General features: G+C 50.1%; 21 protein-coding genes. 11 read left to right on the top strand and 10 right to left on the bottom strand.

The window, feature by feature from the left end:
* Positions 1 to 19 precede the first annotated feature (19 nt).
* Positions 20 to 1,903 carry an ATP-binding cassette domain-containing protein gene (locus tag AC55FS_RS02300; protein WP_496934450.1) on the top strand — a complete coding sequence of 628 codons (1,884 nt, stop codon included), beginning with the start codon at positions 20 to 22 and terminating at the stop codon, positions 1,901 to 1,903.
* 250 nt (positions 1,904 to 2,153) lie between these two features.
* Here the strand turns inward: AC55FS_RS02300 and AC55FS_RS02295 are convergent, their stop codons facing one another.
* Complete coding sequence (locus tag AC55FS_RS02295) at positions 2,154 to 3,470, bottom strand: Na+/H+ antiporter NhaC family protein (protein ID WP_496934449.1); 1,317 nt, start codon at positions 3,468 to 3,470, stop codon at positions 2,154 to 2,156.
* A 211-nt stretch (positions 3,471 to 3,681) separates the two neighbouring features.
* Between AC55FS_RS02295 and AC55FS_RS02290 the strand changes: the two genes are divergently transcribed.
* The 4 genes from AC55FS_RS02290 (at position 3,682) to AC55FS_RS02275 (ending at position 7,076) form a co-directional block, all read left to right on the top strand.
* Positions 3,682 to 4,155: a Dps family protein gene (locus tag AC55FS_RS02290; RefSeq protein ID WP_496934448.1), complete on the top strand. Its 474-nt coding sequence runs from the start codon at positions 3,682 to 3,684 to the stop codon at positions 4,153 to 4,155.
* A gap of 466 nt (positions 4,156 to 4,621) precedes the next feature.
* Positions 4,622 to 5,434, top strand: coding sequence for a DUF6597 domain-containing transcriptional factor (locus AC55FS_RS02285; RefSeq protein WP_496934447.1), 813 nt, complete (start codon positions 4,622 to 4,624; stop codon positions 5,432 to 5,434).
* Between the two features lie 114 nt (positions 5,435 to 5,548).
* Positions 5,549 to 5,917 (top strand): VOC family protein, encoded by a 369-nt coding sequence (locus AC55FS_RS02280; RefSeq protein ID WP_496934446.1) that lies wholly within the window; start codon positions 5,549 to 5,551, stop codon positions 5,915 to 5,917.
* A 379-nt stretch (positions 5,918 to 6,296) separates the two neighbouring features.
* A complete protein-coding gene (locus tag AC55FS_RS02275; RefSeq protein ID WP_496934445.1) occupies positions 6,297 to 7,076 on the top strand; it encodes a hypothetical protein in 780 nt (259 codons plus the stop codon).
* A 706-nt stretch (positions 7,077 to 7,782) separates the two neighbouring features.
* Here AC55FS_RS02275 and AC55FS_RS02270 read toward each other — a convergent pair.
* The 3 genes from AC55FS_RS02270 to AC55FS_RS02260 all read right to left on the bottom strand — a co-directional run bounded on the left by AC55FS_RS02270 (position 7,783) and on the right by AC55FS_RS02260 (position 9,828).
* A complete protein-coding gene (locus tag AC55FS_RS02270) occupies positions 7,783 to 8,094 on the bottom strand; it encodes a DUF2695 domain-containing protein (protein ID WP_496934444.1) in 312 nt (103 codons plus the stop codon).
* A 119-nt stretch (positions 8,095 to 8,213) separates the two neighbouring features.
* Positions 8,214 to 8,621 carry a GNAT family N-acetyltransferase gene (locus AC55FS_RS02265; protein WP_496934443.1) on the bottom strand — a complete coding sequence of 136 codons (408 nt, stop codon included), beginning with the start codon at positions 8,619 to 8,621 and terminating at the stop codon, positions 8,214 to 8,216.
* Between the two features lie 394 nt (positions 8,622 to 9,015).
* Entirely contained in the window at positions 9,016 to 9,828 is an 813-nt protein-coding gene (locus AC55FS_RS02260; RefSeq protein WP_496934442.1) for an alpha/beta fold hydrolase, read from the bottom strand.
* A gap of 469 nt (positions 9,829 to 10,297) precedes the next feature.
* On the opposite strand from AC55FS_RS02260, the gene AC55FS_RS02255 reads away from it, so the two are divergent.
* On the top strand, positions 10,298 to 10,690 hold the full coding sequence (locus AC55FS_RS02255) for a thioesterase family protein (protein ID WP_496934441.1): 393 nt from the start codon (positions 10,298 to 10,300) through the stop codon (positions 10,688 to 10,690).
* Between the two features lie 102 nt (positions 10,691 to 10,792).
* On the opposite strand, the gene AC55FS_RS02250 is transcribed toward AC55FS_RS02255, so the two are convergent.
* On the bottom strand, positions 10,793 to 11,467 hold the full coding sequence (locus AC55FS_RS02250; protein ID WP_496934440.1) for an NAD(P)-dependent oxidoreductase: 675 nt from the start codon (positions 11,465 to 11,467) through the stop codon (positions 10,793 to 10,795).
* Between the two features lie 134 nt (positions 11,468 to 11,601).
* Between AC55FS_RS02250 and AC55FS_RS02245 the strand changes: the two genes are divergently transcribed.
* From AC55FS_RS02245 to AC55FS_RS02235, 3 genes are all read left to right on the top strand, one after another.
* Positions 11,602 to 12,492 carry a LysR family transcriptional regulator gene (locus tag AC55FS_RS02245; protein ID WP_496934439.1) on the top strand — a complete coding sequence of 297 codons (891 nt, stop codon included), beginning with the start codon at positions 11,602 to 11,604 and terminating at the stop codon, positions 12,490 to 12,492.
* A gap of 42 nt (positions 12,493 to 12,534) precedes the next feature.
* Positions 12,535 to 12,942: an acyl-CoA thioesterase gene (locus AC55FS_RS02240; protein ID WP_496935932.1), complete on the top strand. Its 408-nt coding sequence runs from the start codon at positions 12,535 to 12,537 to the stop codon at positions 12,940 to 12,942.
* 310 nt (positions 12,943 to 13,252) lie between these two features.
* Positions 13,253 to 13,615, top strand: coding sequence for a hypothetical protein (locus AC55FS_RS02235; RefSeq protein ID WP_496934438.1), 363 nt, complete (start codon positions 13,253 to 13,255; stop codon positions 13,613 to 13,615).
* Between the two features lie 75 nt (positions 13,616 to 13,690).
* Here AC55FS_RS02235 and AC55FS_RS02230 read toward each other — a convergent pair whose 3' ends face one another.
* From AC55FS_RS02230 to AC55FS_RS02210, 5 genes are all read right to left on the bottom strand, one after another.
* The gene (locus AC55FS_RS02230; RefSeq protein WP_496934437.1) at positions 13,691 to 14,470 is read right to left on the bottom strand and encodes a M90 family metallopeptidase; all 780 of its coding nucleotides are present in this window, start codon (positions 14,468 to 14,470) and stop codon (positions 13,691 to 13,693) included.
* Positions 14,471 to 14,766: 296 nt separating this feature from the next.
* Positions 14,767 to 16,248: a nucleoside hydrolase gene (locus AC55FS_RS02225; protein WP_496934436.1), complete on the bottom strand. Its 1,482-nt coding sequence runs from the start codon at positions 16,246 to 16,248 to the stop codon at positions 14,767 to 14,769.
* A 254-nt stretch (positions 16,249 to 16,502) separates the two neighbouring features.
* Complete coding sequence (locus tag AC55FS_RS02220) at positions 16,503 to 16,796, bottom strand: PA4642 family protein (RefSeq protein ID WP_496934435.1); 294 nt, start codon at positions 16,794 to 16,796, stop codon at positions 16,503 to 16,505.
* Between the two features lie 43 nt (positions 16,797 to 16,839).
* Positions 16,840 to 17,574 (bottom strand): tRNA (guanosine(46)-N7)-methyltransferase TrmB, encoded by a 735-nt coding sequence (gene trmB / locus AC55FS_RS02215; RefSeq protein WP_496934434.1) that lies wholly within the window; start codon positions 17,572 to 17,574, stop codon positions 16,840 to 16,842.
* Between the two features lie 11 nt (positions 17,575 to 17,585).
* Positions 17,586 to 17,990 carry a DUF423 domain-containing protein gene (locus AC55FS_RS02210; protein WP_496934433.1) on the bottom strand — a complete coding sequence of 135 codons (405 nt, stop codon included), beginning with the start codon at positions 17,988 to 17,990 and terminating at the stop codon, positions 17,586 to 17,588.
* Positions 17,991 to 18,158: 168 nt separating this feature from the next.
* On the opposite strand from AC55FS_RS02210, the gene ubiD reads away from it, so the two are divergent.
* Positions 18,159 to 19,625, top strand: coding sequence for a 4-hydroxy-3-polyprenylbenzoate decarboxylase (gene ubiD / locus AC55FS_RS02205; protein ID WP_496934432.1), 1,467 nt, complete (start codon positions 18,159 to 18,161; stop codon positions 19,623 to 19,625).
* Complete coding sequence (locus AC55FS_RS02200; RefSeq protein WP_496934431.1) at positions 19,625 to 20,659, top strand: 2Fe-2S iron-sulfur cluster-binding protein; 1,035 nt, start codon at positions 19,625 to 19,627, stop codon at positions 20,657 to 20,659. Before ubiD ends, AC55FS_RS02200 begins: the two co-directional genes overlap by 1 nt.
* Positions 20,660 to 20,719 lie beyond the last annotated feature (60 nt).

Here is a 20,719-nt window from a genome sequence, read left to right as displayed (position 1 = left end):
TTTTTTCATCTCCACGGTTATGATCGAATTTAATCAGGTTACCCTGCTGCGCGGCGTGCAAACACTGCTCGATGGCGCCAGCTTACGTATTCACGATGGCCAAAAGCTGGCCTTAATCGGCGCCAACGGTGCCGGCAAATCCAGCTTGTTTGCCTTACTTAATGGCGAACTCAGCCTCGATGGCGGTGATTTACTGCTGCCGAGCAAGTGGCGCATTGCCCATATGGCCCAAGAAGTCGAGGCCAGCGAGCGCAGCGCTCTCGATTACGCCATCGACGGTGACCAGGATTATCGCCGCATTGAACAGGGCATTGCCAACGCCAGCGATGACAATGAGTTGGCCAAATGGCTCGACCAGATGGACCACCATCAGGGCTATGAAGTCACGCCAAGGGCCGAGCAACTGCTGCATGGCTTGGGCTTTAGCCAAAGCGACTTGCTACGCCCAGTCAAAGACTTTTCTGGTGGCTGGCGTATTCGCCTGAATCTGGCTCAGGCTTTGATGATGCCCTCAGACTTGCTGCTGCTCGATGAGCCTACCAACCACTTGGATTTAGAAGCCACCGTCTGGCTTGAACAGTGGTTAAAGAACTACCGCGGCACCTTGCTGTTTATTTCCCACGACCGCGATTTTATCGACGGTGTCGCCGATCATATTGTGCACCTGCACCAGCAAGCGCTGACGGTGTATCCGGGCAACTATTCTGCCTACGAGCGCATTCGTGCGGAAAAACTCGCACAGCAGCAAACCCTGTATGAAAAGCAGCAAACCCGTGTGGCAGAAATTGAAAAATTTGTCGCCCGCTTTCGTGCCAAGGCCAGTAAAGCCAAACAAGCTCAAAGCCGGTTAAAAGAGCTGCAGCGCATGGAGCTGATCGCACCAGCCCATGTCGATTCGCCCTTCCGGTTTGAATTCCCATGTTATGACAAGATGTCGAGCCCGCTGCTGGCCATTGATCACGCCAGCCTCGGCTACGACGGCAAAGCCATCTTGCCAGAGTGCAAATTATCGTTAGAGCCGGGACATCGCATTGGTTTACTGGGCCCCAATGGTGCCGGTAAATCGACCCTGCTCAAAACCCTGTGCCAGGAAATCCCGATGCTCAGCGGTGAGCGCAGCGAAGGCGAGCACCTGCGCTTGGGCTATTTTGCCCAGCACCAGCTGGAATCCCTCGATACCAGCGCCTCTGGTGTGACCATTTTGCAACGTCTTAAACCCCAGGCCAGTGAGCAGGAAATTCGTAATTTTCTCGGCGGCTTTGGCTTTCATGGCGATAAAGCGCTGGAAGTCATTGCGCCGTTTTCCGGCGGCGAAAAAGCCCGTATGGCGCTGGCCTGTGTCGCTTGGCAAACGCCTAACCTGCTGATTCTCGATGAGCCGACCAACCATTTGGATATCGAGATGCGCGAGGCCCTCACCCTAGCGCTGCAAAACTTTGCCGGCGCCATTGTCATCGTTAGCCACGATCGCCATTTGCTTAAAGCCACGGTGGACGAATACTGGCTGGTCGACCATGGCCAGGTGCAAGCCTTTGACGGCGACCTGGACGACTATCACCACTATATGCAACAGCGTGATCAGGCCCAGGGCGATGACCATAGCCCAGCGCCTGCAGCAAAATCGCCCAGCGTCGATCGCAAAGAGCAAAAACGCTTGGAGGCCGAACGCCGACAGCGACTAGCGCCGATCCGCAAGCAACAGCAAGCGGCTGAAAAGCAGATGGAAAAGCTCAGCAGCCGGCTGGCCGATATTGAATCCCAGCTGGCCGATAACGGCCTGTACGACGCTGAGCGTAAGGATGAACTCAATCGTTTGCTGCAAGAGCAAGGTCAGATTAAGGGCGAGCTGGAAGAAGTGGAAATGCAGTGGATGGAACTAACAGAGCAGTTAGAGGCTGAGTAGTGCGTTTTTCTTCAGGCAACCACCTCTACTTGAGGGGCCTTCTCCTGTAGTGGTTCAATAAATCCGGACGCCTGTACGAGCAGCCGGGATGGCTGCGAGAGCAAAAGGAGCACATGGACGTGCTCTTTTTGCGTTACAGCGACCGTCCGAATGCAAACGCAGGAGAACAGGCCTGCACAGTGCAAAGCGGGGAGTTTGCCCGGCCGGCGTGAGGGGCAAGGCCCCTCAAAGAGGGCTATGGATTACTTGCCTAAGCCACCTTCCCCCGCGGCCAACCAATCAACACGGAAATCAGCGCCATCAGGCCCAATAACCAGCAATACACTACTGTGGTCACCAGCTGTAGTGGCGACACACCCGCGATAGACGCCGCCAACAGCATTTGCGCGCCATAGGGCAAAATGCCCTGCACCACACACGAAACGATATCCATCAAGCTGGCGCTGCGCTTAGCATCAACGCCATAGCGCTCGGCAATATCCTTGGCCAGTGAACCAGAAATCAATATTGCTACTGTATTATTGGCCGTACAGGCGTTAGACAACGCCACCGCTAAGCTGATGCTCAGTTCACCGGCACGACGATGGGCCTTGGGCTGCTCGCTGCTGCGACTTAACCGATCAATCATATTCGCCAGCCAGGCCAAACCGCCGCCGGCCTTCATCATGGCGCCAAGGCCGCCAATCAGCAGAGATAAAATCAGGATTTCCTGCATACCTGTGTAGCCGGCATAAATATCCTTCGACCATTGGGCAACGCTGTAGTCGGCCACCTGGGTCAGGCCCACCACACCCGCCAAGACGATACCGGTGAGCAATACCACCAACACATTGAGGCCAGCGACCGCCAGAATCAGCACCGCCAAATACGGCAGCACCTTAATAAAACTGGCATCGTCACCTGGAGTAACCTGAGTATCACTGCCCTGGAAAAACAGCCAAACCAGGGTCAACAGCGCTGCCGGCAATGCGATGCGCAAGTTGAGTCGGAACTTATCCGCCATCGAGCAGCCCTGGGTACGAGTAGCGGCAATGGTGGTATCGGAAATAATCGACAAGTTATCGCCGAACATGGCACCGCCCATCACAGTCCCCACCGTCAGCAATAATGGCAGGTCCGTGGCTTCGGTCAGGCCCACGGCAATAGGAGCCACAGCAGCGATGGTCCCCATGGAAGTGCCCATCGCCGTGGCCATAAAGGCCGTCATGACAAATAGGCCCGGCAACAGCAACGACGATGGAATCAGCGCCAGCCCCCAGTTGACGGTGGCGTCAACGCCGCCCACCGCCTTAGCGACGCTGGCAAAACCGCCGGCCAGTAGGAAAATCAGCAGCATGGTGACCAGAGTGTGATCGCCACAACCCTTAATAAAGGTTTCAACCCGTTCATTAAGGCTGCCTTTAGCCAATAGCAGCGCCAAAATGATCGCTGGCAAAATAGCGACAGGCGCCGAGATTTCATAAAACGCAAAGTCGACCCCAGCAGCCTGATAATACAATCCGCTGCCAATAAATAGGGTCAAAAACAGCAGCATGGGCAGCAGTGCCCAAGGGGAGCGCTGGGTCATGATCTTGTTCCATTCCAAAAAAGCGCCGTATTCTAAGCCTTGCCCATGGAATGAATAATACTTTTTCGTTATTTGCTAATGCAGACAACAGCTATCAGAGCAAAGGATGCAATATACAGACTCAATCACATTGATTGATATAACTCACTGTGCTTAAAGCCCGGTGTTTGTTTTCATAGATGCAAGCATTAACCACAGCAAGGAGCGACCCATGAGCAAGACTTTTATCGGCTTGAAACAAGAAGACGTACAAGCCCTGGCGCAGCAGCTCAACGAGCTTCTGGCTAACTATCAAATTCTGTATATGAACGTGCGCGGCTTCCATTGGAACATCAAAGGCGAGCACTTCTTTGAACTGCACGTGAAGTTTGAAGAGCTGTACAACGACTTATTGTTGAAAGTGGACGAAGTCGCGGAGCGGGTACTGACTTTGGGTCACCAGCCATTGCACGCCTTTAGCGATTACATCGAGCTGTCGTCGATTGCTGAGCGCAAGCAGGTTAGCGATGGTCGTGAAGCGGTCGAAAGTATCGTCGATGGCCTAGCACAGCTGGTGTCACGTCAACGTACGGTACTGGCAGCAGCCTCCGACGCCGACGATGAAGGTACTGCTGCGCTGATGAGTGATTATATTTCTCAGCAAGAAAAACTGCTGTGGATGTACCGCTCGTACTTGGGCCACTAGTCTAGCAACGCTTTCACCCTTACTTGCAAGCCGCCTGCGGGCGGCTTGTTTGGCTATAGCGGCTCGTTGACAATGCTGCGACAGCAGCAGTGGCGCCTAAAGAGTTGGATCTCTTTTTTATGGCCCTGCACTGCATAAAATCGACACACTTTTATACAATGATGGCCACTGGTTAGCTCGGATTGAATGCGTATCTCACCACAAAGTAGTTACGCACCATGTAGGGAAATTTCTTGAACACCTCGTTTCCTCGGGGTGACTCATCGACCAAGTAATTAACAACTGTTCACTGCTACTCTTTGCTATCCATTTGAAACGGTTCCATGCCACACGAGCGACTGACACCACGGCACTGCATAAATATCTTTCCAAATGCCGGAATACCAAGCCAAAACGATCTTTTGGCTTATAGCAGACCCTGTGGTAGCTTTTTCCCACGCAGCTTCTCGGGCTTACAGGAATAAGCATGGACTACAACACCTTCGAACCCAGTGAAGACTTAGACCCCTTTATCAACTTCTATTGGACACTCGAAGTGCCATCGGAGGAGAGCCCACAGAAGCAGATCATTGTGCCCGATGGTGGTATTGAGCTGGCGTTTATTCTTGGTGATGACATTAAACGTTATATATCCGACACTGAGTTCGTCTTGCAGCCTCGTGCTATGGTGCTTGGCCAGACCAATAAGCCATTTTATATTCAGCCAACTGGCTACGTTCATAGCTTCGCCGCAAGCTTTACCCCTTTTGGATTTTCACTCTTTACCGATATACCGCTAAAAGCCCTTAGAAATAAAGAAACCCCCATTGCCGAAGTCTTTGGGCAGCAAGCTGCCGCACGCCTGGAGCAAGCCATTATCGATGCGCCGACCACAGCCGATCGAATTGAAGTGATCGAGACATTTTTGCTAGGGAGGCTAAGTAGCCAGAAGCTGATTGAAGGCGTGGTTCATAAAACTGTGCAGCTTATCTCTGCGTGCCATGGAGAGTTGTCGATTGACGACGCTGCCCACCAGGATGCTAGCCAAATGCGCCAGTTAGAGCGAAAGTTCTTACAACAGGTCGGCATGAGCCCAAAGAAGCTATGCAAGCTGGTACGCATGCAAGCCGCATTAAAGCTAGTGCTAAATCAAGAAGGTAGCCTGACGGACATAGCCTATCAAAGTAACTACTACGATCAATCACACTTTATTAAGGACTTCAAAGACTTTACTGGGGTATCGCCCAGCAAGTTCTTACTCGATAAGAGCACAGCGCTTTCAACGGCTTTTTACAAATAACTGCACCAACAAGTTGTGATTGTCGTTTTTTTACAATTGGCTCCTGGAGGTTTGCACTAGGTTTAGTGTCTTCGATGATGAACTCATCTATCCAAACTAAAAACAGGTGAATACATGAACAACCTTGCCGCTATATTTGAGATTCCAGCCACCGACTTAACACGAGCCGTGGCGTTTTATAGCGCCATCTTGGACGTGCCCATTGAGGTCATGGAGATGGAAGACATAAAACTTGGCCTCTTCCCTTACGATGAGCAATCCACGGTTGGCGTTATTATGCAAGGCGAAGGCTGTGTGCCCTCTAGCTCTGGTGTGACCCTGTATCTAAACGCAGGGGATGATTTGCAGCAGGTATTATCGCACGTTGAGCCCAATGGCGGAAAAGTTGTATTAGACAAAACCCCCCATGCGGATGAAAGTGGTTTTTTTGCACTGTTTCTAGATAGCGAAGGTAACCGTCTAGGGCTACATTCGCCTAACTAGCTCCCTAGTCTAAGAACTAAAATATGCAGCCTAACGGCTGCTATTGACGTACTTATCTCCTCTACTTTCCTGCTCAAAGTGGCAGTAGCCCGTTAATAGGAATACGTTTCTCTGAGTAGCTTAAAGCGCCATTATCTTCACTCCGGCGTTACCTTTTGTCGACCACTTCGAAAGGCCTCCTTCAACCATAACAGTCTCTCGGCACCAGAATCTGCCGACAGTATTAACTTATCTATCACTTGACTTAATGCTGTCATTGAGCGTAGCCTCAAGCACCGTATTAATATTATTGTCATTATGTTGTTGTAACTTCATAAAGACTGAACGAAAGGCATCACTAAAAAGAACGTTAGTTAAACTTATCCCTAAAGGACGTATCATGAGCAAGATTCTTCCCATTACAACACTGTCATTGTTAATTGCTGCATGTGGAGGTGCGAATAACGCCCAAGCAATAGATCTGAGCGAACTTTCCAGTTCCTCTAAGGAAAACGCAGTGGCCGTTCCTAACAACACTATTGCTCATGATGCCATAACGTTTAACCTTAGATTTGATGATGCTGATGCACCTTGGACGGTAGGCTATGCTGATTATCCTGGTGACTCTCAAGATATATACGATTTATCTTCTAAAGTAGGTGGGCTTCCCCAGCCCTTACACAGTCACAACGGCTTAAATATAGCAGGAACAAATCGCAGCGATGATTTGTTTATGTTTGCCGAACAAAAGCTGTCAAATTTAGAAAGCAACCAGGACTATGAAGCAACACTGACGCTGACCTTTGCTACTAATGCTCCCTACGGATGTTTTGGTGTCGGTGGTGCACCAGGAGAAAGTGTATACATCAAGGCTGGCATTGAACAAATACGTCCCAAATCAGAGTGGTCTGGTGCAGGTTATTACCAGATGAACATTGACAAGGGCAACCAAAAAATCCCTGGAAAACGTGTAAAAACGTTGGGAGACTTCGCTAATAGCCAAGAGTGCTACGATACGGAGTCTGACTATGAAGTTAAGACTGTGACAACAGAACTACCGATAGAGTTCACTAGTACCGAAGACGGCCACGCCTGGGCCATTGTGGCGACAGACTCGGGTTTCGAGTCTAGAACCAGCATATGGTACACCAATCTGGAAATTGAAATTCACAAGAGATAATCACTCGATATATACCTTTCAAGGCCAAGGCATTGGCTCTTTATCCCAGTGCCTTGATAGAACTTAATTTCCCTTCGACTAGGGCATGAGCCTCAATTAATTCATAGGTAGAGAAACTAATCGACATCCAATTCAAAAGCAGCCTTGCCTGTACTAGTCAAGTGAATTTGCGGGGTATTGTATAAATAACCTGTTCATCCGTACACCATCCACTCCAGTGTGATCCGTACGACTCTGCCTTCCCAAAATAGAGCTTCTGATCGTTGGAGAGCCCTTCAAGATGACTAACAAAACGTTTCAGCTCCGGCAATACCCGTTGCTGAGATACTGAGAGACCTTCCATATTTTTCAGCTGACTTAATCTTCTACCAAAAACGCTGAGCAGTCTTTCTCTTGGGCATGGGCTATGAGTAGCGTCTCTCCAGACCTCACACTCGAGCGCCTCCAATTGCAGATGTTCCTTGAGCATACATTTGAGTCTGGATTCATCCATTAGTGCACTTAGCGCCCGGAATAAGGGCGCGTGTTTTTGCACGTCCCGCCACGCTTTTCTTTAGCCTTAACGGCCGCTTGTCAGGTGATGACATCAATATCTTCCTCCTGCTTCATTCGAAGCATATACTGCAGTTATGGAAACAGACGCTAGTAAATAGCCTGGTCCATAAAAAACTCCCAACCAGGTTAGGGTGGGTGTAAGGATTATTTGTTATGAGCTTTCGTCAAGGTGCCATCCGACAATATCACCAACATCATCGTAGACGTTGGAAATCACCTCACAGTCGCAGAAACCACCGTGCTCGCCAAGCCAGGGAAGAACCACCCCTGAATCTATCTGTTTAGATTTTAGAAATGTAATTGTCTCTTTGAGAGAGTGATCGCATTCTGGAGCAGATTCACGGTTTAAAAACGACAGCAAATCCTTTAAATCATCAATCGCCATTGGAATAGATGCACGAAGCTCATCTTGCTCATTCTGTTTGTACCGATCCTTTAACCTCTTTTTCTGCTCTTTATCCATACTTAAGACTCATAACGCCGCAATCATGTACGACTGGAACGGAGGTGTTGTGTGCTAGCGTAACGTAAGCACGCAACAACCAGAGTGTAAGACATCACATGCATTGTCTTATTATGCGTTTAGTGCTCCGTACCGGTGTATACCCACATTGGCTCTGTTTTACCGGCACGCTCGAAGCCTAGTGCTTTATAGAACTCTATGGCCTCACCGTCAGCAGTAAGCATTTGTTGGTGAAAGCCACTGTAAACAGATTGCATAGCCTCCATCATTTTGCGGCCTATACCGCAACCATGATTCGAGGGATGAACAAGCATGTGGGGGTAATAGACCACCAGGTGGCCATCAGAGATTGCATTGCCTACACCAACCAGTTTTCCATCAACGCGAGCTGTAACCAGTGTGTGAGAATTGCGTAATGCTGGCAATAGCTGTTCAGGCTTTTCAGCCGAAGACCATTCGTTGGCCCGGTATAACTCTACAATTTCGTCTTCTTCAATCTCGCCGTTGAGTTCAACTTTAATATTCATATCTACCTCTATTCTGATTTTTCATGACGCCTTGTAAGTTGCCCCACCAGGGGTCGACTTGACCTTTTTGTTAAGCCTACTCATACCCGCATTCATTAACAAGCATGACGCCTTCTATGTTGCTATGTTGCTATGTTGCTATGTTGCTATGTTGCTATGTTGCTGCCAGTATAGATCGTTCAACCAAACTAGATAGAGTGAGCCTGATATCAACCCAACAAACGTAAGAAAATAAATATTTGCCTTCGTGCTGTCGACACCACGAAGGCAATAGCCAGGAAGCTAATACACTTGAATAACACAGTAAACGGACACACAGCGTCCCTTACTGTGAAATGCAATTTTGCTAGCTTGCTCAGCATTAACTATATAGCCAGCCCCAATGTACAAGGTTCTACGACTTGCGTTTTACTTTGGTCAATAGTGCCGCTACTTCACGCACCACCATCTCTGGCTCATCATACTGTGGATAGTGGAAGCTTTTATCCGTTAGCACCGCTTTGCCTTGTGGGAAGGCATTGGCCCAGTCTGCATGCAGTTGCCCCCACATCACCCGGGCTTCATCGGTAAAAAATAGTAATGGCGGTGTATCATACTGTTTGATTGACGCAATTACCGTTACTGGTATATCCGCAATCTGAGGATAGTCTGGCAGCGGACGTTTGGACCAAAAGTCTAAGTACTGATTAGTCATACCGTTGGCTAAGTCATCCTGTTTGACTTGTGCGATTTCGATCTCTGCTTTTTCCAGGTCAATTTTCCTCATAATATCAACATCATGCTCGGATGCTGGCTCAATCAGCATAAGACCTGACACTTTATCTGGATATGTGGCAGAAAATACACGAGCAATATGAGCACCGTAGGAGTGTGCAATGTACACAACTGGCTTTTTTATATTGAGAATTTGTAATAGCAGGTGTGCTTCTTTCGCGTACTCTTCAGAGCTGTAATTTTTTCTAAGACGCTCTGAGCCGCCATTGCCGATACGGGAGTAGCGAATCACTCGAGCGTGCTTGGCCAATTGAGCAAAAATAGGATCCCAATCTGACATACCTGCAGACCCACCAGCTTCTAGAAATACGGTGGGCTCTCCTGTGCCAGCTATCTCATACTCTACGTTGTATCCATTGACTGCTACAAACTTGGCTTCGGCCGACACCATGGAAGATAGTAGAAAACCAAGGGCACACCAGAACTTTTTCAATTGAAATCCTTAATATAAAATCAGCCGTTGATCCCAGTGGTAGAACATCTGAGATGCCCTAGAATTCTCACGAACTCTGGAACAACGGCACACCCATTATTAGTGACGCTTTGTATACAGGTTGTACTGTGATTCAAAGAGACGTCTGTGAATAACTGACAGTTATTCGATTCTATTACAGCCAATACACCGGTGACAAAAATGTTAACAGCAAAATGTAGACGGAACGTTTCAATGAGGTGAGTAATCCCCCATACTTACAAATGTGATTGCAACATAAGCGACGGGCACCGTTTACTCACCACCCCAAATTGACAGCTCTACTACGCGAGCAAAGCACTGCCACAATATTGAGCACGTCACATCAGCCTTACCGTATTTTTTAGAATGGCGGCTATTCAGCAGGAAAATACACGTAACACGATCAAGTCATTTATGATTCCTATTGCCATTCTTTGCCAGGAGCACTATGACACCCGACGATCAGTATCAATTTGAATACCAAGTATCGCCCGATGACACGGCCAAGGCACTGAGTATCGGCGCTGGAGATGATTTCCCCGATGTATTTGCAACTTCGCGTATGGTAGCGGTGCTTGAGTTGGCCGCAGCGCGATTGATGCAATCAGAATTACAGCCAGGTGAGTTGTCGGTTGGGGTCAATGTGAATGTCGATCATATAGCGGCAACGCCCATTGGCGCCAAAGTCACAGCTTGTGCTCGCTTCACTGGCATGCAAGGGAAACTGTACGCCTTTGAGGTGGAACTACATGACGCTGCGGGACTTGCTGGTAAGGGTACGCATACTCGTGCCGTGGTCAGCACAGAGCGTTTATTGCAAGGTGCCGCTAAGCGCGGCTAAGTAACGCAACAAAGCAGCTCTACTTTTTCTCGTTATAGCGACTAACTACAGACGTGCCGTTAGTTCGTGGGCGCCTTTCCATTATTGCACTACTAGTGTGTATCAGTACGCCACACCAATACGCTGATTAAGATGCTGCGCTGCTTCCAGCTCATCCACCATGGCCTTGGCATAATCGCTCACACTAATACGGCTATCGCCGTTGTCGTCAGTGAGCAGTTGCTCACCGCCAACTCGGTAGCTGCCCTGTGGCTCACCTGGGAATATCTCTGCGGCAGGGCTAACAAACGTCCAATTGATGGCGCTGCTGCTATTGCGAAATACCTCCAGTGCTTCGCCTTGTGCCAGCGCCTCTGCACGATAAGCCTCTGGAAACTCAGGCACGCTCACTAAGGTGACGCCTGGCGCTACTTCAAGGGAGCCGGCTCCGCCAACCCACAGCAGTCGCAATGCCGATGTGTTTGGCAGCTCGGCCAACAAGCGCTGAGCAGTATCTGCCACCAACTCGTGATTGCCTGCCGCGCGGCCGCCAATGGCGGCGATCACCACATCGGCTCCTTGTACTGCACTAGCCAGATCAGCTTGAGCATTGAGCAAATCAAATTCGCGCACACTAGCGCCCTGCTCTGTGATTTTGCCCGCCTCGCGTGCGATGGCCGTGACCTGATGGCCACGTGCCAAGGCTTCGCTAACGATGTGGCTGCCTATCCAGCCACTGGCACCCAATACCGCCACCTTGATTGGGTTGCTGTTAGTGTGAGCTGCGGTGTTTTGCATACTGATATCCTCGCTTAAAACGTATTAAGTAACTGATGCTGTTACAATGCGAGCAGTCTAATAGCTCAGATATACGAGATAAATTCACAAAATTGATGTAGTTTGTATCGAGATAAGATACTAATTGAACGCCTATGGACCGACTCAACGCCCTGCGCAGTTTTATCGAAGTGGCCGATGCCGGCAGCTTTACCAAGGCAGCAGAGCAGCTGCAATTAAGCCGGTTGCAGGTGTCACGCCACGTGCAGGAGGTCGAAGCTTGGCTGCAGCAGCGCTTATTGCACCGCACCACGCGCAAAGTTAGCCTCACCAGTGCCGGCGAGGAGGCCCTGCTGCGCTGCCGTCGCATTTTAAGCGAAACCGCAGCCCTCGAGGCGGCAGCGCTGAACCGCAGCCAACAGTTAACCGGCACCGTTCGCATTGCCGCGCCCATCGGCTTAACCCAACACATGCTGCTAGACGCCGTGACTCAGTTTAGCGAGCAGCACCCCGAGGTGAGGTTCGATATTTTGGCGTCGGATTCATTTAGCCAACTGGTCGATGAGCGGGTAGATATTGCACTGCGTTATACCGAACTGCCTGATGAGCAATTAATTGCCCGCAAACTGCTGAGCATAGAGTCGGTGATTTGTGCTTCGCCCGAATATCTGCAGCACTGTGCGCCGCTAGTCATACCGAACGATCTACGCCAGCACAATTGTTTTGTTCATTTGAAGGCCAGTCAGTGGAGTTTTGTTAAAGACAACCAACTACAAACCATTGAAGTAAGCGGCAACCTAAGTACCAATGATGTCATTACTTTGATGCGAGCCGCCTTAAAAGGCCAGGGTATTGTTCGACTGCCCTGCGATATTGCCAACCCCTTGATAGCTTCCGGCCAGCTACTGGTGTTATTGCCAGACTACCGCGTGCCAGGCAGTCATTTGTGGGCGGTGTATTTATCTCGCAGTTATCAATTGCCTGTGGTGCGGCAGTTTATCGATTTTCTAGCGCACTGTTGGCATGAGGATATTCTGCAGCCATGATGTGTAGCCGATGAACACGACGGGAGTCGCCTTGTGAGCGCTATGGTCATATCACGCACCATTCTATTTGGTGAGTGCGATCCCGCCGGTATCGTCTATACACCTCGCTTTACCGACTTTGCACTAGAGGCCACACATCAAGCGCTTACGAATATATTCGGAAAACCCAGTATCAGAATGCTCAATGACTCGGGCATAGTCACGCCAGTACGCCATAGCGAAGTTAATTATCTGCAGCCACTGCATTTTGACGATGTATTGCTGCAAGACGTTAGCGTGAGCCATATTGGCCAGCACTCCTATACATTCGCCATCAACGGGAGCGTAAATGGATCTCCAGCCTACAAGGCTAGTATTAGCTATGTTGTTTTATGCCAGCAACATTTAACTAAATCTGAATTACCCAGTTGGCTGCGTCATGCCCTACAACAACTTTTAGTTCAATCATAACACATCACTTTTTCAACCTGTTTACCGTCGTCACACAGCCATGATCTTACCGACCCAAGAAAAATTTATTAAAAGAAATACGACAACCTGACTTGCGGCCTAAAGAAGAGTCAGCTCATTCAGCCTGGACCATTAATAGAATTAACACTAGAAGTTATTGGTACTTTCTCCTTAAGTTTAAAGTACTTATCTACTTAGCTTTTGTCATTAGCTGTTTTGATTTTTATGTTGTCTTTCCTAAGCCACGACGTGGCAAATATAAGCGCCAACAACGTGGTTTATTTATGGATTTAGTTAGATGGAGATAACAATGAAAAAGATATTAACCGCAGCGGCGTTGATTGGCAGTGCCATTTTTAGCGCACAGGCCAGTGCCGATTACATGGAGTGTCTCATCGATACACGAGACCGAGATCAGTACACCCCAAACCATTGCTTCGGCTTAGTCTATGGTGCTAGTGAAGCTACTGCGGTCTTTCGTGTTGTTGGCAATGGCTCAAACATTGACAGTGTGCAATGGTCGGGTGCGGCTAAATCATGCGGCACATCTGGAAGAACGTGCACTATTGATATCAGGCCATTTCGCGGCCATAGAGCTGAAGCTTTGATCCTTTACAGCAATGGTACTTGGAGCAAAGTATCTGCCACGGCTTTTTTTGAAGACGGTCGCTAGCAAACTAGTAGGCTGAGCAGCCAAGTATTCGCGGGCTGCTCAGCCATCAAAATACAATGCCGATTCTACAATCAACTACTTCGGCTCAGCCTTCTTTTGCTGTGCAATTTCTGCCAGGTTTTGCTGATAAAAATCACTGAGATACTGATACAACTGCGGATGCTTTTTCTTTAGCATCACAGGGCGTTCAAAAAAGTATTCTGAGGTTACGGCAAAAAACTCCGCCGAGTTGGTGGCTCCATATTGATTGATATTGGTCTTACCATCCTCTACTTCTGCTACCTTATGGCGTACAAATTCAAACCATGGCGCACAATATTGATATTCTCGCACACGCTCAGGAAAACCATCACATTGACCGTCTGCCATATCTAGAATATGCACAAATTCATGAATTCCGACATTCTGTTTATCGTTGTCGTTTGCAAAACCCAAGCGCAAATGTGGTTTACTCAGTGCCATTTTTCCACTCATTGGGCCATGCCCGACCATGCCACTGATACGCGAATCTGGCTGACCACACTCGAATCTGTCGTTAAACGTACCTGGCAACAAAAATACCGCAGCCACATTAAGATAGGGCCAGTCGGCAAAGCCCCATACCGGTATCACGGCACTGGCAGCCACTAACAGGCGATCCAAGTCGTCTACTTCTACCTGAACGCCGCCTTCAACTGGAGTCGATAGTAAAAAACCGGTGCAGCACTGCTCAAACTTGAGTTTATCAGCAGGGTTTAACGCACGATAAAAGCTGACGTGCTGCTCTAACAGCTCACTCCAGTGTGTCGGCCAATCAAACTCTACTGCAGGCTGCTCTAGCCCAAGCCAGTATTTAAATCGCTGCCACAGAGACATATAAACTTCCTTTAACACAGTGAGCAATACCATAACCTAGTGAGGTTATAGGTCACAACAGTAGGAGCAGACTGGTGTTTGTCGATTCAATAGAGCTTTGCTATTGCAGCAACGTCATTACACAAACCTTGAAGCTGATCGATATCAGTATCTGCTAACTGGATGGTTAGCTCAACTACCGTTAATAATGAATAGTTAAAGAAGAATTCTGGAATTAATTTGAGCTATTCAAACGACATTGGTGATTTTATAAAAACGCCAGGGTAAGCAAAGCCTACCCTGGTATAAAGGCAGAATTAGCAGCTTGGGCCTTTTACCGCCGCATTACTGGTTGAACGCAAGCGCTCAATCATAGCTTGGCGTGCTTTTTCAGTATTGATACCCAAAACAACGTTTAATTTTTTACCGGTACCCGCATCAGTAAAGCTGGTTTTGCCGACCATAGGATCGAAGCTAATAGGATCGTAGCGGAATTCGCTGTTTTCCAAGCCCTCATCCAGCTGGTCTACATCAACGTAACCTTCACGAATGGTCATTTCCAGCGTATCAGGTTCCAGCAATGCAAGCGCAGCAATAATGTCCCACAGGCGAATAACGGCATCTAATGCAAAGTCACCGCTCGCTGAGCCATTGAAGCCTGGGAAGTCGCCACCTTCAAATTCGCGAATCGATTTAAATAGCTTGGAGGTGTAACAAGCTTCTGGCGTGGCACCTTCCGCTGCTAGGTCAACAATGCTGTGCGCTTCCAGCTTGGCCAAATCCGTTGAGTTGGTCGGTACCAGGTAGCTATCAATATTGTTGGCTGCCAGTAAATCAAACGATACTTTTGCACTGAGAGGGTCCAGCAGGATATTAAATTCCTGATGGGTACTGAAGTTTGTGTCAAAGCCAAAGGTTGGGTGAGAGAAAATGTTGCCGCCTTTATTGTTAGAGCGGTCTTCATCTTCTGCTGCCACAAATGGGATTTCACCCTCAAAGCCACCGCCCATCATAATAACTTTATCAATTTTGTTGAGTTGTGCCGGGCTGGCTTTTGATAATACACGAGCAAAAGTAGTCAGTTTGCCGGTATTTAATACGATCACATCGTCATTGTGACTATCTAGCTCAGCCAGAATCATATCTTCCGCCAGCTCGAACTTAAACGACATGCCATTATTGCCGTTATAGTGGTAATGCTCTTGCTCGGCACGTGGAATTAAGTGATCGGTGGCATACAGGGTTGAGCCATTGTCACGCCATGGGCCTGGCACGTACTGGCCGTACAGGTTAATCCCCATAACGTTACGACGTTCTAGGTTCCAGCTGCCATTAGTATTGGAGTTCGGCAGCTGGTAGTCGCTGATGGTGCCGACCACAGCATTACTGTCCGTTACCGCAGTCCCCTCAGCTTTAGCACCGTTGGCGCCATAATAAATTTCTTCCGGCGCATAATAAGCACCACGAATGACTTGAGTATCGCGGTTACCCAACCATTCCAAAATGTTGTAAACCGTGTTGGCACCGTGGGCGACGGTATTAAATGAATCTTCAACCACCGCCAGCTCAATTTTGTAGCGCGGATCTTTGGCCACCAGCATCAAGGCCACGGCATCATCAAAGTTATTAAAATCACCAATCCAGATGACAGGCTGGGCATCGGCGTTTTTGCTGGCAGTAAATACCTGGTTAACCGATTGTTCGGATTTTTTGTCTGAACTGCTTTTGTCGTCGCTGCCACAGCCCATTAGCAGTGCGGCGGAGGCGGCGCCTACTAAGGCGAATTTAACTGGTTTCATGATGAGAAATTGCTCTTGCCATTAACAGAATACAAGCAAATACCTGACCACTCAGACAAATTAATGCCTGCAGCACACACGGTCAGGCCTGAATACAATGATGCATTCACTGAATTATGCCCGTGGTTGAAGGGGCGGCATTTTAGGGATTCTTAATCTGATTGCCATCAAAATTTAATATTAGGCAGACTAAGACAGCCAAATTATCGGCTAAATAGAGAGCGCCGCCGCCCAAGGCAGCGGCAGACTGGGGGCTAAGAAGCGCTGGCCGACATCAGAATATCGGCGTATTCCTTGCCCTGGACGTGACTGGCCATCACCTCAGCGGCACTGCGCCCCTGTAAATCCACTGCGCCCAGGTTGCGACCTTCGCGAGCAAACAATGCGACAAACTGAGCAAAGGTGGCAGGCACCATATGGCGGTAGGCGCGAATCAAGGCAATATGATCTGGATCGGTGCCATCATGGCTATCGACCTGCATAAACTCACGCAACTGCTGCTCGCTCCAGTCGCCACCAAATACCTTTTCTTTGTCTTTCTTTTGCATAATGTCTTCCGCTCATTCAGTCGCCTGGGTGTTCCCAGATCGGTTATTTCACTTTTTTATACATCAAGTCCCACACACCGTGGCCCTTGTTTTCGCCGCGTTTTTCAAACTTGGTAAAGGGACGATGTTCAGGGCGAGGCACACACTGGCCAGGACCTGCGATATTTTCATAACCTTCGGCCGCATCCATGACCTCCAGCATATGCTCCATGTAGGGCTCCCAGTCGGTGGCCATATGGAAAATGCCACCCGGCTTGAGTATGCGACGCAAGGTTTGCGCAAACTCCAGCTGCACAATACGACGCTTATGGTGCTTTTTCTTATGCCAAGGATCTGGGAAAAACAGCTGCACGGTATCGATGCTGTTATCCGGCAGCAGCTTCAGCACTTCAATGGCGTCATCTTTGTAGGTGCGCAAGTTGCTAACACCGGCCTCTTCGGCCAGGTTCAGCAGCGAGCCAACGCCGGGCAAGTGCACTTCTACACCAATAAAGTCTTTTTCCGGTGCCGCCGCTGCCATGGCAGCCAATGACTGACCCATGCCATAGCCGATTTCCAGCACCACATGGCCATCACGGCCAAACACCTGCTTGGGATCAATCGGACCATCAGCCAACTCTAAGCCCATCACCGGCCACTGGCGCTCCAGTGCACCCTGCTGACCTTTGGTGAGGCGGCCAGCACGAATCACAAAGCTCTTGATGCCACGTCGGTATTCAGGCTTGTCCGCTTGCCCTGGGGTGCTGTCCTGCGTTGAAGAATGTTTTTCGTCAGTCAAACCACTAACCTTTATCTGTTAATTACGCCCGGCGAGAAATGCCGTCCGGCCATACCGATACACACCCAGGCCAGCAACCAGCTGACACCGCCTACCGGTGTGATCATCCCAATAGCGCTGACACCACTGACTGCTAGTGCATACAGGCTGCCGCTAAATAACAGCAGACCCACCAGCATCAGCCAAGCCGAACGCGCCAGCCAGGCACGACATGCCAACGGCATCGGCTGAGTCATGATCAGACCAATCGCCAATAAGGCCACGGCATGTACCAGATGGTATTGCACGCCTGTCTGATAGATATCGAGCCACTTGGGGTCGAGTCGTTGTTTCAAACCATGGGCGCCAAAGGCCCCCAAAGCCACACCGCTGAATCCGGCCGCGGCGGCCAGTCTCATTGCACTGCGTGCTCGCATGTTAGTTCCTGGTCGCTGAAAGGCGGCGCAGTATAACAACTGACCAATGCGACGAGTAGCGCCAGAGCATTGATGCCGCAGAATCCGTCAAGGCTTGTACAGGTTTTGCAGCGGATTTTACAGGCCGCTGGTATACTCGCCGCACATTGAGCAAGTGAGGCTGACATCGTGAAATACGCAGATCTGCGTGACTTCATCAAGCTGCTGGAAAAACGCGGCGAGCTCAAACGCATTCAGCAAGAGATCGACCCCCACCTGGAAATGACCGAAATCGCCGATCGCACCTTGCGCAAAGGCGGCCCGGCATTGCTGTTCGAAAACCCCAAGGGCTATGACATGCCGGTGCTGGCCAACCTGTTTGGCACCCCCGAACGTGTTGCCTTAGGCATGGGTGAAGAATCCACTGAGGCGTTACGGGAAGTGGGCAAGCTATTGGCCTTTTTAAAAGAGCCCGAGCCGCCCAAAGGCATGAAAGACGCCTGGTCGAAACTGCCGATCTTTAAAAAAGTGCTGGCCATGGGGCCGAAAGAAGTCAAAAAGGCCGCTTGCCAGCAAGTGGTGATCGAAGGTGACGATGTCGATCTCAGCAAAATACCGGTGCAGCACTGCTGGCCGGGCGACGGAGGCCCACTGATTACCTGGCCCTTGGTCATCACCAAAGGACCACACAAAGAACGCCACAATCTGGGCATTTACCGCCAGCAAGTGATTGGCAAAAACCGCGTCATTATGCGCTGGCTCAGTCACCGTGGCGGAGCACTCGATTTTCAAGAATGGCAGCAGGCCCATCCAGGTGAGCCGTTTCCGGTGTCGGTGGCTTTGGGCGCCGATCCCGCCACTATCTTGGGCGCCGTGACGCCCGTGCCCGACAGCCTCAGCGAATACGCCTTTGCCGGCCTGCTGCGCGACAGTCGCACCGAGCTGGTAAAAAGCATTGGTAATGAGCTGATGGTGCCAGCCTCGGCCGAAATCGTATTAGAGGGCGTGATTCACCCAGGTGATATGGCGCCGGAAGGACCATTTGGCGATCACACCGGCTACTACAACGAAGTGGATGATTTCCCGGTTTTCACCGTTGAGCGAATCACCCAGCGCCAAAATCCGATTTATCACAGCACCTACACCGGCCGCCCGCCCGATGAGCCAGCGATTTTAGGGGTGGCGCTGAATGAAGTGTTTGTACCCATTCTGCAAAAGCAGTTTCCGGAAATTGTCGATTTTTATCTACCGCCAGAGGGCTGCTCTTACCGCATGGCGGTGGTCAGTATGAAGAAACAATATCCTGGTCATGCCAAGCGCGTGATGATGGGTGTGTGGTCGTTTTTGCGCCAGTTTATGTACACCAAGTTTGTGATTGTGGTGGACGACGATGTCGATACCCGCAACTGGGAAGATGTGATCTGGGCCATTACCACCCGCATGGACCCGGCACGCGATACCACCCTGATCGACAATACGCCGATTGATTATCTCGACTTTGCCTCGCCGGTGTCGGGTTTAGGCTCAAAAATGGGCATGGACGCCACCAATAAATGGCCGGGCGAAACCGAGCGAGAATGGGGCACGCCCATCGTCATGGACCAAGCCGTCAAAGACAAGGTTGATGCCATCTGGGACAAGCTCGGAATCGACTAATGGCCAGTGTGACCTTTCAGCCGTCCGGCATCAGCATCACGGTTGAGCCGGGCGAAACCATCGCCGCCGCCGCAGAACGCCAGCACATTACGCTGCGTCTAAGCTGCGCTAATGGCGTTTGCCAAATCTGCAAAGCCGAGCGACTGACAGGCACCGTGCACTGTCGCAACTCACTGGCCCAGACAATACTTGAGCAACACAATCAGGTATTATGCTGCGCCTGCGAACCGATCAACCATATTGAGCTGTATATGAACGACGTCCATACCCGCGACCACAAACCCGAAGTGACTCTGGCCTGCCAGGTACCTGTGGTCGAGCTGTTGGCCGACAATATTTACCGCGTAGAATTGCTGGCCCCTGCCGGCACTCAGTTCGACTTTTGGCCCGGCCAATATGTGCTGTTACACGTCGTTGATGAGCAAGGGCAGCCGCAGCAATTTCCGTATTCCATTGCCAGCATCCCCACCAGCCTGTCGGGCGAGGGAGATGGCCGTCGTTTGCAGCTGCATATTGCGGCCAACAGCGATACCGCCAATGCCGTTATTCAACAGCTAAAAACCGCCGTGGTGGTTAAAGCCACCCTGCCAGGTGGCGATTGCATTTTGACCCCGGAGTTTATCCAGCAACACCGCCAGCAGCCGCTGATTATGGTGGCGGCCGGCAGTGGTTTTTCGCAGATCAAAGCCCTGACCGAAGCGGCCCTGGCCGTTAATCCAGAGCAGGAAATACATATTTATTGGTCCAACCGCGCCCGCATTGGCTTTTATTTGCCAGAGCTGCCACGTCAGTGGGCCCACGACTATGCCCATGTGCATTATCACCCGGTGATTGAGCAGCATGCCGACGATTGGGACGGCCGCGCCGGCTGGCTGTATCAGGTGATTCACGAAGACTTTGATGACCTCAGCCAGGTACAGCTATTTGCCTGCGGCTCTCCGACCATGGTGTACGGCACTCTGGATCAGCTAGCGCCTTTGGGGCTGAGCCAAGACAATATGCACTCAGACGTATTTTCCTACGCGCCACGCTAAGTAAGCCCAGTACTGTCTGGGCTACTAGCTCCCTTTCCGTTATCCATTTCATTGGCACTA

Source organism: Bacterioplanes sp. CLAM21, assembly GCF_059641015.1.
Note: the sequence above shows the minus strand (reverse complement) of the source record. Positions and strands in the feature narration are given on the sequence as shown.